Annotated in this window: 12 protein-coding genes and 1 other RNA gene; 3 read left to right on the plus strand and 10 right to left on the minus strand. The window is 65.3% G+C overall.

What is annotated here, in order from left to right; genetic code table 11:
* Positions 1-166: 166 nt before the first annotated feature.
* The 10 genes from gcvP to ACIQYU_RS24190 all read right to left on the minus strand — a co-directional run bounded on the left by gcvP (position 167) and on the right by ACIQYU_RS24190 (position 12,691).
* A complete protein-coding gene (gcvP, locus tag ACIQYU_RS24145) occupies positions 167-3,040 on the minus strand; it encodes an aminomethyl-transferring glycine dehydrogenase (RefSeq protein ID WP_233694036.1) in 2,874 nt (957 codons plus the stop codon).
* Between the two features lie 194 nt (positions 3,041-3,234).
* Positions 3,235-3,618: a glycine cleavage system protein GcvH gene (gene gcvH, locus ACIQYU_RS24150; RefSeq protein WP_207837456.1), complete on the minus strand. Its 384-nt coding sequence runs from the start codon at positions 3,616-3,618 to the stop codon at positions 3,235-3,237.
* A gap of 51 nt (positions 3,619-3,669) precedes the next feature.
* Entirely contained in the window at positions 3,670-4,752 is a 1,083-nt protein-coding gene (gene gcvT, locus ACIQYU_RS24155) for a glycine cleavage system aminomethyltransferase GcvT (protein ID WP_207837452.1), read from the minus strand.
* Between the two features lie 137 nt (positions 4,753-4,889).
* Complete coding sequence (locus tag ACIQYU_RS24160; protein ID WP_233694035.1) at positions 4,890-6,512, minus strand: iron ABC transporter permease; 1,623 nt, start codon at positions 6,510-6,512, stop codon at positions 4,890-4,892.
* Positions 6,513-6,671: 159 nt separating this feature from the next.
* Positions 6,672-7,673 carry an extracellular solute-binding protein gene (locus ACIQYU_RS24165; protein WP_207837445.1) on the minus strand — a complete coding sequence of 334 codons (1,002 nt, stop codon included), beginning with the start codon at positions 7,671-7,673 and terminating at the stop codon, positions 6,672-6,674.
* Between the two features lie 202 nt (positions 7,674-7,875).
* Positions 7,876-9,093, minus strand: coding sequence for a 2-octaprenyl-3-methyl-6-methoxy-1,4-benzoquinol hydroxylase (locus ACIQYU_RS24170; RefSeq protein ID WP_207837622.1), 1,218 nt, complete (start codon positions 9,091-9,093; stop codon positions 7,876-7,878).
* Between the two features lie 9 nt (positions 9,094-9,102).
* Positions 9,103-9,588 carry a DUF4442 domain-containing protein gene (locus ACIQYU_RS24175; protein ID WP_207837620.1) on the minus strand — a complete coding sequence of 162 codons (486 nt, stop codon included), beginning with the start codon at positions 9,586-9,588 and terminating at the stop codon, positions 9,103-9,105.
* Entirely contained in the window at positions 9,585-10,784 is a 1,200-nt protein-coding gene (gene ubiH / locus ACIQYU_RS24180) for a 2-octaprenyl-6-methoxyphenyl hydroxylase (protein ID WP_207837616.1), read from the minus strand. The genes ACIQYU_RS24175 and ubiH overlap by 4 nt, the downstream gene beginning before the upstream one ends.
* Positions 10,781-12,115: a Xaa-Pro aminopeptidase gene (pepP, locus tag ACIQYU_RS24185; RefSeq protein ID WP_207837614.1), complete on the minus strand. Its 1,335-nt coding sequence runs from the start codon at positions 12,113-12,115 to the stop codon at positions 10,781-10,783. The genes ubiH and pepP overlap by 4 nt, the downstream gene beginning before the upstream one ends.
* Positions 12,116-12,136: 21 nt before the next feature.
* On the minus strand, positions 12,137-12,691 hold the full coding sequence (locus ACIQYU_RS24190) for a YecA family protein (RefSeq protein ID WP_063912167.1): 555 nt from the start codon (positions 12,689-12,691) through the stop codon (positions 12,137-12,139).
* 181 nt (positions 12,692-12,872) lie between these two features.
* Here ACIQYU_RS24190 and ACIQYU_RS24195 point away from each other — a divergent pair, with 181 nt between their 5' ends.
* The 3 genes from ACIQYU_RS24195 to ssrS all read left to right on the plus strand — a co-directional run bounded on the left by ACIQYU_RS24195 (position 12,873) and on the right by ssrS (position 13,569).
* Positions 12,873-13,055 carry a TIGR02449 family protein gene (locus tag ACIQYU_RS24195; protein WP_029886233.1) on the plus strand — a complete coding sequence of 61 codons (183 nt, stop codon included), beginning with the start codon at positions 12,873-12,875 and terminating at the stop codon, positions 13,053-13,055.
* Entirely contained in the window at positions 13,052-13,372 is a 321-nt protein-coding gene (locus ACIQYU_RS24200; protein ID WP_207837612.1) for a cell division protein ZapA, read from the plus strand. The genes ACIQYU_RS24195 and ACIQYU_RS24200 overlap by 4 nt, the downstream gene beginning before the upstream one ends.
* 17 nt (positions 13,373-13,389) lie before the next feature.
* A non-coding RNA gene (gene ssrS / locus ACIQYU_RS24205) (6S RNA) lies at positions 13,390-13,569 on the plus strand.
* Positions 13,570-13,621 lie beyond the last annotated feature (52 nt).

A 13,621-nucleotide genomic window follows, 5' to 3' on the forward strand; every position in this document is an offset into this window, starting at 1 on the left:
GGAAAGCTTGAACTGTCTGGTGTGCTTGCTCATGTGAAACGCCCCTGAGGTTGGATTTTTGTCCAACATCAGGGGCGCAGTTCAGGTATTGCGCAGTACTCAAAACTTGTACAAACCTTGTGGGAGCGGGTTTACCCGCGAAGAGGCCGGCAAAGGCAAATTACAATTAGCGATAAGCCTCCACCGGCACACAAGCACAGAAGAGATTCCTGTCCCCATACACGTTGTCGACCCGGTTCACCGCTGGCCAGTACTTGTGCTGGCGCACGTGAGCACTGGGCGCCACCGCCTGCTCCAGGCTGTAGGGCCTGTCCCACACCGCCAGCACATCGGCCAGGGTATGCGGCGCATGCTTGAGCGGATTGTTCTCCGCCGGCCAGTTGCCCTCCTGCACTTCGCCAATTTCCGCCCGAATCGCCAGCATTGCCTCGACGAAACGGTCCAGCTCGGCTTTCGATTCACTCTCGGTCGGCTCGACCATCAGCGTGCCCGGTACCGGGAACGACATGGTCGGCGCGTGGAAGCCATAGTCCATCAGGCGCTTGGCCACGTCCTCTTCGCTGATGCCGGTCAGCGCCTTCAGCGGCCGCAGGTCGAGGATGCACTCATGCGCCACCCGCTGGTTGCGCCCGCGGTACAGCACCGGGAAGGCACCCCCCAGCTGGCTGGCCAGGTAGTTGGCCGAGAGGATCGCCACCTCGCTGGCATCGGCCAGCTGCGGGCCCATCATGGCAATGTACATCCAGCTGATCGGCAGGATGCTCGCACTGCCCCAGGGCGCGGCGCTGACCGCGCTGTTGTTCGGGTCCAGGCCGGGCACCGGCACCACCGGGTGGCTGGCGACGAACGGCTTGAGGTGCGCGCCGATACCGATCGGGCCCATGCCCGGGCCACCACCGCCGTGGGGGATGCAGAAGGTCTTGTGCAGGTTCATGTGCGAAACGTCGGCGCCGATATCCGCCGGCCGTGCCAGCCCCACCTGGGCATTGAGGTTGGCGCCGTCCATGTACACCTGGCCACCGTGCTGGTGGACCACTTCGCAGATTTCGCGAATACCCTCTTCATACACGCCATGGGTCGACGGGTAAGTGATCATCAGGCACGACAAACGGTCCCCGGCCGCGTGAGCCTTGGCCTTGAGGTCTGCCAGGTCAACGTTGCCATCATCGTCGCAATCGACAATCACCACCTCCATGCCGGCCATTTGCGCCGACGCCGGGTTGGTGCCGTGGGCCGACGACGGGATCAGGCACAGCGTACGTTGCGGCTGGTGGCGGCTGCGGTGGTAGCGGGTAATGGCCATCAGGCCGGCGTACTCACCCTGGGCACCAGAGTTGGGCTGCATGCAGATGGCATCGAAGCCGGTAATGGCGCACAGCCAGCTTTCCAGTTCGTCGATCATCGCCTTGTAGCCGGTGGCCTGGGCCGCCGGAGCAAACGGGTGCAGCTGGGCAAAGCCAGGCCAGGTAATAGGGATCATCTCGCTGGTGGCGTTGAGCTTCATGGTGCAGGAGCCCAGCGGGATCATCGACTGGTTCAGCGCCAGGTCCTTGTTCTCCAGCTGCTTGAGGTAGCGCAGCATCTCGGTTTCGCTGTGGTGCAGGTTGAACACCGGGTGGGCCAGGAACGGCGTGCGCCGCACCAGGCTGGCAGGGATGCCTTCGGGCAGGGCCAACTGGTCGAGTGCAGCGATATCGAGGCCGTGGTCCACCCCCAGGAAGATGTCGAACAGGCGCAGCACCGTCTGCTCCGAGCAGGTCTCGTCCAGGCTCACGCCCAGGTGCCCGCGGCCGAGGATGCGCAGGTTGATCTGCGCGGCTTCGGCACTTTCGATGATGGCCGCCTGGGTGCCGCCGACGTCCAGGGTGAGGGTGTCGAAGAAATGCTGGTTGAGGCGCTTGATGCCCTTGGCTTCGAGGCCGGCGGCCAGGATGAAGGTCAGCCGGTGCACACGCTGGGCAATGCGCTGCAGGCCTTCCGGGCCGTGGTACACCGCGTAGAAGCCGGCAATGTTGGCCAGCAGCACCTGAGCCGTGCAGATGTTGGAGTTGGCCTTCTCGCGGCGAATATGCTGCTCGCGGGTCTGCAGGGCCATGCGCAGCGCGGTGTTGCCACGGGCATCGCGCGACACGCCGATGATGCGCCCCGGCATGGCCCGCTTGTAGTCATCGCGGCAGGCGAAATAGGCCGCGTGGGGGCCGCCATAGCCCATCGGCACGCCAAAGCGCTGGGTCGAGCCCAGCACCACATCGGCGCCCAGCTCCCCGGGCGGTGCCAGCACCACCAGGCTGAGCAGGTCGGCGGCGACGCAGGCCAGGGCATGCTGGCTGTGCAAATGGTCGATCAGCGGGCGCAGGTCGCGTACCTCGCCGTGGGTGTCCGGGTACTGCAGCAAGGCACCGAAAACTGCGTGTTTGCCAAGGTTATCCACAGAGTCGACGATCAGCTCGAAGCCAAAGCCCTCGGCGCGGGTCTTGAGTACTGACAGGGTCTGCGGGTGACAGTGTTCGTCGGCGAAAAAAGCGTTGCTCTTGTTGCGCGCCACCCGCTTGGCCAAGGCCATGGCCTCGGCGGCGGCGGTGGCTTCGTCGAGTAGCGAGGCATTGGCCAGGGCCAGCCCGGTGAGGTCGATGACCATCTGCTGGAAGTTCAGCAGCGCCTCCAGCCGGCCTTGGGCAATTTCGGGCTGATAGGGGGTATAGGCGGTGTACCAGCCGGGGTTTTCCAGCACGTTGCGCAGAATGACCGTGGGGGTGATGGTGCCGTGGTAGCCCATGCCGATCAGGCTGGTCCAGACCTGGTTCTGCCCGGCGTAACCGGCGAGCTTGGCCAGGGCGGCCTGTTCGTCCAGCGCCGGCGGCAGGTCGAGGGGGCGATTGAGGCGGATGTCTGGCGGTACGGTCTGCTCGATCAGCTCACTGCGGCTGGCGACCCCCAGCGCGTTGAGCATGGCCTGCTGCTCCGCGGCATCGGGGCCCAGATGGCGACGCAGGAAAGGGTTGAGCTCTTGCAGTTGATGCAGGGATGGCGACTGGGACATGACGACGCTCTCTTCCTGGAACAGCTCTCATGGAGACTTACAAGTCTAGGAAGGGATTGCCGATTTTGCGGGGAAAGTTGCTTGCAGGCCCGGCCTCTTCGCGGCTAAAGCCGCTCCCACAGGGACCGCACAGGTATAAGACGCTATGCAGTACCTGTGGGAGCGGCTTTAGCCGCGAAGAAGGCGACGCGGTCTTACTCGCCGATCAAAGCCTTGTAGCCAGCAGCATCCAGCAGCTTGTCCAGCTCGGCCGGGTTGCTTGGCTTGAGCTTGAAGATCCACGACTCGTAAGGTTCTTCGTTGAGCAGTTCAGGGCTGTCGGCCAGCTCTTCGTTGACCGCGATCACTTCGCCGGCGACCGGGGCATAGATGTCCGAAGCGGCTTTGACCGACTCGACCACACCGGCAGCATCGCCAGCGCCAAACACCTTGCCGACTTCGGCCAGCTCGACGAACACCACGTCACCCAGGGCTTCCTGAGCGTGGTCGCTGATACCCACGGTCACGGTGCCATCGGCTTCCAGGCGAGCCCACTCGTGGCTTTCGGCAAAACGCAGGTCGGCGGGGATATTGCTCATGTCTTGAATTCCTCGATTGGCTCAGCGGTACGCCCGCCGGTTAAAAATTGTTCAGATCAGGATCTTGCCGTGGCGCACGAAGGTCGGTTTGACCACCCGCACCGGGTACCACTTGCCGCGGATTTCCACCTCGGCCCGGTCGCCGGTGGCCATGGGCACGCGGGCAAGGGCAATGGACTTGCTCAGCGTAGGCGAGAAACTACCACTGGTGATCTCTCCTTCGCCAATCCCGGCCACACGCACCACCTGATGGGCACGCAGCACGCCGCGCTCCTCCAGCACCAGGCCGACCAGTTTTTCCTGCACGCCCTGTTCGATTTCCGCCAGCAGACCGGCGCGACCGATGAAGTCACGCTCGGCCGGCTCCCAGGCGATGCTCCAGCCCAGGTTGGAGGTGAGCGGGGTGTGAGTTTCGTCGATATCCTGGCCGTACAGGTTCATGCCAGCTTCCAGGCGCAAGGTGTCGCGGGCGCCCAGGCCGCTGGGGGCGATGCCTGCGCCGACCAGGTCGTTGAAGAAGGCCACGGCCTGCTCGCCCGGGAGCATGATTTCCAGGCCATCTTCACCGGTATAGCCGGTGCGGGCAATGAACCAGTCACCTTCGGCAACACCTTCGAACGGGCGCAGTTCGCGGATCAGCGCCGCGCGCGCGGGGCTGAGCAGGGCCGCGACCTTTTCGCGGGCATGCGGGCCCTGGATGGCAAGAATGGCCAGGTCGGAGCGGACCTGGAAGTCCACGGCAAAGCCCTCGCGCTGCAGTTGCAGCCAGTCGAGTACTTTGGTCCGGGTGGCAGCGTTGGTGACCAGGCGGTAGCCGAGTTCCGTGCGGTAGACGATCAGGTCGTCGATCACCCTGCCCTGTGCCTGCAACAGCAGGCTGTACAGCGCCTTGCCGGTGTCGTCGAGGCGGGCCACGTCGTTGGCCAGCAGACGCTGCAACCAGACAGTGGCGTCGCAGCCATCGACATCGATCACGGTCATGTGGGAAACATCGAACACCCCACAATCGCTGCGCACCTGATGGTGCTCCTCGACCTGCGAGCCATAGTGCAGGGGCATGTCCCAGCCACCGAAATCGACCGTTTTGGCGCCAAGCGCCAGGTGCAGGTCATACAAAAGCGTGCGCTGTCCCATGGGTTTCTCCTTCCGGGCGTGGCGAAGCGGCGGCGGTCGATGACATTGGGTCGTCAGCTTTTCTTATCAGCTTTTGTTGCAGACACCCGCCGCGCGAGTGCCGCGCATTGTAGCCGCAAGGGCGCCAGCTGGCACCCTCAGTGACTGTGACCGGGTCGACGTGCCGAACGGCGGATCAGGCCGATGACCGGCAGCAAGCCCACCAGCACCAGGGTCAGGGCCGGCAGCGATGCACGCGCCCACTCACCCTCGCTGGTCATCTCGAATACCCGTACCGCCAGGGTGTCCCAGCCGAACGGGCGCATCAGCAAGGTGGCCGGCATTTCCTTGAGCACGTCGACGAACACCAGCAAGGCGGCGCTGAGGGCGCCAGGCACCAGCAGCGGCAGATACACCTTGAAAAACAATCCCGCACCACCGACGCCCAGGCTACGGGATGCCTCGGGCAATGACGGGCGGATACGCTCCAGGCTGCTCTCCAGCGGCCCGTAGGCCACTGCGATGAAACGCACCAGGTAGGCCAGCAGCAAGGCGGCCAGGCTGCCCAGCAGCAGCGGTTTGCCGGCACCACCCAGCCAGCTGGACAGCGGGATGACCAGATGATTGTCGAGGTAACTGAAGGCCAGCATGATCGACACCGCCAGCACCGAGCCGGGCAAGGCATAGCCCAGGTTGGCCAGGCCGACCCCGGCGCGGATCCCGCCCGTCGGCGCCTGGCGCCGGGCAAAGGCCAGCAGCAACGCCACGCACACCGTGACCAGCGCCGCCATGCCGCCCAGGTACAGGGTGTGCAGCACCAGGCCGACATAGCGCTCGTCCAGGTCATGCCGGCCGCGCTGCCAGAACCACGCCAGCAGTTGCAGCAACGGGATGACAAAGGCACAGGCAAACACCAGCAGGCACCAGCCACTGGCCAGCAATGCCTTTACCCCGCGCAGGTGATACAGCGCCTGCCCGCGCGGCCGCTCGTTGCCGCTGCGGCTGGCCCCCCTGGCGCGGCGCTCGCCATACAGCACCAGCATCACCGCCAGCAGCAACAGGCTGGCCAGCTGGGCCGCGCTGGACAGGCTGAAGAAGCCGTACCAGGTCTTGTAGATGGCCGTGGTGAAGGTGTCGAAGTTGAACACCGCCACCGCGCCGAAGTCGGCCAGGGTTTCCATCAGGGCCAGGGCAATACCGGCACCGACCGCAGGCCGAGCCATGGGCAGGGCCACGCGCCAGAACGCTTGCAGCGGGGACAGCCCCAGCACCCGCGCCGCTTCCATCAGGCCCTTGCCCTGGGCCAGGAATGCGGTGCGCGCCAGCAGGTAGACATACGGGTAGAACACCAGCACCAGGACGACGATCACCCCGCCGGTGGAGCGCACCCGCGGCAGGCGCATCGGCCCGAACACCTCGCGCAGGGCACTTTGTACCGGGCCGGCAAAATCGAGCAGGCCGACGAAGACGAACGCCAGCACGTACGCTGGGATGGCGAACGGCAGCATCAGCGCCCAGTCCAGCCAGCGCCGGCCGGGGAACTCGCAGAGGCTGGTGAGCCAGGCCAGGCTGACGCCCAGCACGGTGACGCCAATGCCCACGCCCGCTACCAGGGTCAGGGTATTGCCCAGCAGGCGGCTCATCTGGGTGTCGAGCAGGTGCGACCAGATCTGCAGGTCGATCGATTGCCAGGACAGCAGCAGGACGCTCAGGGGCAGGAGCACCAGGGCGGCGATCAGGGCGACCGGGAGGTACCAGCGGCGTTGGGGGGTGTGGGGCAAGGCTTGATTCTCGATTGCGATGGCGACCGCTGCGCGGTCGTTCGCGGGTGAACCCGCTCCCACAGGACCTGCACTGCCTTTGAGTGTTGTGCGGTCCTGTGGGAGCGGGTTTACCCGCGAAAGGGCCCTTGCAGGCCCCGGAAGGATAAAGCCTGGCGCTTAGTTCCAGCCAGCCCGATCCATCAAGCGAATCGCTTCAGCCTGGCGCTTGCCGGCAATTTCCACCGGAATGCTGTCAGCCTTGAAGCTGCCCCACGCCGCTACTTCGTCCGATGGCTTGACCTTCGGGTTGGCCGGGAACTCCTGGTTGATGTCGGCGAACAGCTTCTGTGCTTCCTCGCCTGTCATCCACTCCACCAGCTTTTTCGCCGCCTCCGGGTGTGGCGCATGCTTGGTCAGGCCGATGCCCGACAGGTTCACGTGCACGCCGCGGTCACCCTGGTTGGGCCAGAAGATCTTCACCGGCAGTTTCGGGTTCTGGTTGTGCAGGCGGCCGTAGTAGTAAGTGTTGACCACGCCCACGTCGCACTGGCCGGCTTCGATGGCCTGGATCACCGCGTTGTCGTCGGAGAATACGTCGGTGGACAGGTTGTTGACCCAGCCTTTGACGATCTGCTCGGTCTTCGCCTCGCCGTGGGTCTCGATCAGGGTGGCGGTCAGCGACTGGTTGTACACCTTCTTCGCCGTGCGCAGGCACAGGCGGCCTTCCCACTGCTTGTCGGCCAGGGCTTCGTAGGTGCTCAGCTCTTGCGGCTTGACCCGTTCGGTGGAGTAGATGATGGTGCGGGCGCGCAGGCTCAGACCGGTCCAGTCGTGGGACGAGGCACGGTACTGCGGCGGGATGTTCTGGTCGATGATGTCGGACTTGATCGGCTGCAGGATGCCCATTTGCTCGGCCTGCCACAGGTTGCCGGCATCGACGGTCAGCAGCAGGTCGGCCACACCGTTGTCGCCCTCGGCCTTGATGCGCTGCATCAGCGGGGCTTCCTTGTCGGTGATGAACTTGATCTTGACCCCGGTCTTGGCGGTATAGGCATCGAACACCGGCTTGATCAGCTCGTCGATGCGCGAGGAGTACACCACCACTTCGTCCGCTGCCTGGGCGATGCCGCCGAACAGGGTCAGGGCCAGGGCGGCCAGTAGGGGCTTGCGTGGCAACATGGAAAGCACTCCTCGGATCGTATGAGAGGCGCAAATGGTAGTGAATCCCATTTTCCGACTCATCTACATAGGCGTTACCGGATGTTGCAGAGGGGGCTGCTGTGCAGCCCATCGCGACACAAGGCCGCTCCCACAAGAGATTGCGTCCCCCTGTGGGAGCGGCCTTGTGTCGCGAAAGGGCCGCAAAGCGGCCCCGGCAATCTCAAGCCTTGGCCAGATCCGGCAGGTCACCGCTCAAACCCAGCGCCTGCCGCACGAACAGCGCCTTGGCCTCCGGCATCTGCTCCACCAGCTTCAACCCGCTGTTACGCAACCAGCGCAACGGCAACGGGTTGGCCTGGAACAACCGCTCGAACCCTTCCATCGCCGCCATCAGCGCCAGGTTGTGCGGCATGCGCCGCCGCTCGTAACGGCTCAGCACCTTCACATCCGCCAGCCGCTCGCCACGCTCGCAGGCGTTGACCAGCACTTCGGCCAGCACCGCCGCATCGAGGAAGCCCAGGTTGACGCCCTGCCCGGCCAGCGGGTGAATGGTGTGCGCAGCATCGCCAATCAATGCCAGGCCTTCATCCACATAGCGCTTGGCGTGGCGCTGGCGCAGCGGCACGCACACCCGCGGGTCGGCCTGCAGCACATCCCCCAGGCGCCCCTCGAAAGCCCGCTCCAGGGCCTTCAGGAAGGCCGCTTCATCCAGCGCCATCAACTGTTCTGCATGCTCCGGGGTGGTCGACCACACGATCGAGCACCAGTCTTGCTGGCCATCGCGGGTCAACGGCAGGAACGCCAACGGCCCGTCATCGGTGAAGCGCTGCCAGGCCGTGGCCTGGTGCCCCGCGCTGCAACGCACGCTGGTGACGATGGCGTGGTGCAGGTAATCCCACTCGCGGGTTTCACAGCCGGCCAGGCGCCGCACTGCCGAGTTGGCACCGTCGGCCGCGATCACCAGCGGCGCACGCAGCTGGCGGCCATCGGCGAGGGTCAGCAGCCACTCGTCGCCGGAGCGGCGCAGCTGTTCGAGCCGCGCGTTGGGCAACAGGCCGATGTCGCTGTCATGCAGGCGCTCCAGCAGGCCATCCTGCACCACCCGGTTCTCGACGATATGGCCGAGCACCTGGGCATGCACGCTGGCGGCCGAGAAGTGAATCTGCCCGGTGCCGCTGCCATCCCACACATGCATGTCCGAGTAGGGCGTGGCACGCCGCTGGGCAATACCGTCCCAGGCGCCAAGGCGCTCGAGGATGCGCTGGCTGGCTGCCGACAGCGCGCTGACGCGCGGCTCGAACGGGGCCTGGGCATCGAACGGCTTGACCGTCAGCGGGCCACCGTCGAGCAAGAGGATTTGCAAGCCACTGTGGCGTAATGCCAGGGCCAGGGCGCTGCCGACCATACCGGCACCGACAATCAACAGATCTGCGCGCATTTCCATGCCTTACGCCAGCCTCGCTTGCGGCTTGAGCCGCACATATAGGGTTTTATCGACCCGCGCCACCAGCTCGCCGGCACCGTCGCGGATATCGACCTGCAAACGCGGCAGGCACTTCTTGCCGGTGGCGGTCTGCTGGCGGATTTCGTCCAGCAGCGCGTCATCGACGTGGAGTTCGGCATACACCGGGCCTTTGCCCGGCGAAATGAAATCGATGCTGGCGGCCTTGTCCCAGACGATGTAGTCACGCCCCAGCTGCTCGATCAACAGCAGCATGTAGAACGGGTCGACCATCCCGTACAGGCTGCCGCCGCACTGGGTGCCGACATAATTGCGGTTCCAGCGGGTCAGCTTCATCGCCACCTTGACGCTGCGCAGGTCCGGGCTGATGTGCTGCACGTGGATACCAGCGCCGAGGTGCGGCGGGAACAGGTTCAGCCGCCAGCGCAACAGGCGCGCCCGGCGCGCCAGCCTGCGCGCGTCGTCACTCATGACTGACCTCGCGGATCGGGGCGGGTGCCCAGGCCCATGGCCTGGCGGGCGAACCAGCTTTTCGCCGGTGGCAGCAGGTCGAGCCCAAGCAGACCAAGGTTGCGCCCGGCAGCCAGCAACGGCTGGCTACTGCCGAACAGGCGGGTGACCTGGTCGGAAAAACCGATGGTCATCGCCTGGTCCAGGCGCTGGCGCTGGTGGTAGGCCTGCAATGTGGTCAGGTCGCCCGGCTGCTGCGGGCCGGCCAGCAACGCCTCGGCCAGCGCCTGCACGTCACGCAGCGACAGGTTGAAACCCTGGCCGGCAATGGGGTGCAGGCTGTGCGCGGCGTTGCCCAGCACCACCAGGTGCGGCCGCACCTGCTCCTGGGCCTCGATCAGCGACAGTGGGTAAAGGTGCCTTGCGCCCACCTGGCGCAAGGCGCCCAGGCGATAGCCGAACACGCCCTGCAGCTCGCGCAGGAAATTGCGCTCGTCGATGTCGGCCAGACGCCGCGCGTCCATACCCTGACGGGTCCAGACCAGCGCGCAGCGGTTATCCGGCAGCGGTAGCAGGGCCATGGGGCCGTCTTCGGTGAACCGCTCGAAGGCCTGGCCGCCGTGGGCCTCGCCCGGGGTGATATTGGCGATCAACGCGCTCTGCTGGTAAGGCGTGTGGCGCACGTGGATGCCGAGTTGTTCGCGCAGGCCGGAGCGGCCACCGTCGGCCAGTACCGCCAGGTCGCATTCCAGCTGGGTGTCGTCGTTCAGCTGCAGGCGGTAGCCGCCTTCGATGGCCTGCATCGCGGTCACTTCCGCCGGGCAGCGCCAGCTCACCACCTCGCTGTCCAGCCCTTGCCACAGGCATTGGCCCAGCCAGGCGTTTTCCACCACGTAGCCAAGCGCTGGCACGCCCTCTTCCAGGGCATCCAGGCGGGTGGCGCCGAAGCGGCCGCGGTCGGACACGTGAATCTGCCGGATCGGCTCGGCGCGATGGCCGATGGCCTGCCACAGGCCCAGCTGCTGGTAGATCTGCTGGGTACCGAACGACAGTGCCGACGAACGCGCATCGTAGCTGGGCTGGAAGCTGTCACCGGGGGCGAACGGCTCGATCAGCAGAATCTTCCAGCCTCGCGCCTTGGCCCCGGCCTGCAGGGCCAGGGCCAGGCTCGCGCCCACCAGGCCGCCACCGATGATCGCCAGGTTTACCCGATTCATGCGGCGTCCTTGCGGGCAGCCTGCATCAGCGCCTCAATTTCGGCGACCGTGCGCGGCACGCCCGAAGTCAGGATTTCACAGCCTTGCCTGGTCACTACCACGTCGTCCTCGATCCTTACACCAATGCCGCGCCATTTCTTCGCCACGGCCTGATTGTCGGCGCCTATGTAGATGCCTGGCTCGACGGTCAGCGCCATGCCGGGTTCAAGCACCCGCCACTCGCCGCCCACCTTGTACTCGCCCACATCGTGCACATCCATGCCCAGCCAGTGCCCGGCGCGGTGCATATAGAAGGCTCGATAGGCCTCGCTGTCGATCAGCGCCTGCACCTCGCCGGTCAGCAGGCCCAGTTCCACCAGGCCCGCGGTGATGACCCGCACGGTCGCCTCGTGGGCGTGGTTCCAGTGCTTGCCGGGGGCGATTTCGGCAAACGCCGCGGCCTGGGCCTTGAGCACCAGCTCGTAGATGGCCTTCTGCTCGGGGGAAAACCGCCCGCTGACCGGGAAGGTACGGGTGATGTCGCTGGCGTAGCAGTCGATCTCGCAGCCGGCATCGATCAGCACCAGGTCGCCATCCTTGAGCGGGGCGTCGTTCTGCTGATAGTGCAGGATGCAGCCATTGCGCCCGGCCGCGACGATCGAGCCGTAGGCCGGCATCTTCGCCCCGCCCTTGCGAAACTCGTAGTCCAGCTCGGCTTCCAGGCTGTACTCGTGCAACCCGGCCCGGCAGGCCTGCATGGCCCGCACGTGGGCCCGCGCCGAGATAGCTGCGGCAGCGCGCATCACCTTCACTTCCGCTGCCGATTTATACAGGCGCATGTCGTGCAGCAGATGATCCAGCGCAACGAACTCGTTCGGCGGCTGGGCACCCAGGCGCGCCTTGGAGCGGATCACGTTGATCCAGTCCATCAGCCGGCGGTCGAACTCGGGGTTGCTGCCCATGGCGCTGTAGACCCGCTCGCGGCCTTCAATCAGGCCCGGCAGGATCTCGTCGATGTCGGTGATGGGGAAGGCATCGTCAGCGCCAAAATCGCGCACCGCGCCTTCCTGGCCGGCTCGCAGACCATCCCACAGCTCGCGCTCGGGGTTGCGCTCACGGCAGAACAACACGTATTCGCCATGCTCGCGCCCCGGGATCAGCGCAATCACCGCCTCCGGCTCGGGGAAGCCGCTGAGGTACTGGAAGTCGCTGTCCTGGCGGTACACGTGCTCGACGTCGCGGTTGCGGATGGCAACCGCGGCGGCGGGCAGGATGGCGATGCTGTTGGGGACCATCTGCGCCATCAGCGCCTTGCGCCGACGGGCATATTCGGCCTTGGGAATGTGGCTCATGGGCAGACTACCCCCGGTTGATCAGTGCAGCGATGGCTTGGGCGCGGGGGCGGCCGGCTTGGCCAGCTCGGAGAACAGCAGCAGGGGTGCCACGCGCAGGTATTCCATGACTTCCATGTAGTCGCTCTCGCCATCGTCGGACTCTTCGAGGGCTTCCTGAACCTGGGAAATGGCCACCAGGTCCTGCAGCACTTCCTTGGCTTCGTCGGACAGGTCCTTGCCACCGGCATTCAGGCCGAAGCCGGTAATGAAGCCTTGGCACCACTGGCCCAGCGCGGTGGCGCGGTCGCTCAGGGCGGCGTCGTCGGAAGGCAGCAGCAGGACGATCGCCATGTCGTCGCTGGTCAGCTCGCCCTTGACCATTTCCTGCAGGCCGACCAGGGCGTTGCGCACGCTGTCACCGGGTTCGGTTTCCAGCAACTGGGCGGCATCGGCCAGCCAGCCGTCGGCGTCGAAGCCGGCACCGGCGCAGCTGCGGCCGATCAGCAGGCCGTGCAGTTCGGCCGGGGTGACAGGATGACCATTGCTGGACAGCAGCATGGCGAAGGCGATGTAGGGCGATTGGGTATTGGGCATGGGCAGCTAGGCGCCAGACGGCGCAATGACTAGAATGGAGACCTTGTATCCTAGCACCGGCAGGCGCGCCAAGACCATCGGCACTGGCCGTCGCCGCCCAGGGAGAGGCATCATCGCCAGGTGACTGAACGACGGAGCGAATCGAGTGCAACCCACGCAAGAGAACGACCTGCAGGCACTGATGAGCCGATTCGAGTTGCTGATCGAACGTGTCGAGCAACTAAAACGGCAAAATGCACTCCTAGTAGCTCAGGAAAAATCCTGGCGCGAAGAGCGCGCCCACCTCATCGAAAAGAACGAGATCGCCAAGCGCAAGGTCGAGTCGATGATTTTACGCCTCAAGGCCCTGGAGCAAGACTCATGAGTTCAAGCAATAGCGTCACCGTGCAGATCCTCGACAAGGAATACTCGATCATCTGCCCGCCGGAAGAGCGCAACAACCTGGTCAGCGCCGCGCGCTACCTGGACGGCAAGATGCGCGAGATCCGCAGCAGCGGCAAGGTGATCGGCGCCGATCGCATCGCGGTCATGGCTGCGTTGAACATCACCCACGAAATGCTGCACCGCCAGGAAGACCGCAACGCTGCCCCGGCAGGCGGCACCACCCGCGAGCAGGTGCGCGACCTGCTGGAACGGGTCGACCAGGCACTGTCCGACGACACGGATACCAAAATCGGCTGAGATTGGTATACTGGCGCCACTCCCTGGGGGATGCGCCAGTCGGTTATGTCCCTGAGCCGATACGCACAACCACGGGGGTTGCACGCTGGGGCCGGTGTGCATGTCCGCCCGACGGAAAGCCTTAACGCCCCCTGCAATCTCCACCTTGAACTTTCGGGTTCAAGGGCTACACCGATAGCGGTCTTGTCGGGGAGCCTGAATTCTCTTGCCCGCCCCTGTGGCGGGCAATTCGTTTTGGCCGACCACGTT

The organism is Pseudomonas sp. NPDC096925, from assembly GCF_044762545.1.
Taxonomy (GTDB): domain Bacteria; phylum Pseudomonadota; class Gammaproteobacteria; order Pseudomonadales; family Pseudomonadaceae; genus Aquipseudomonas.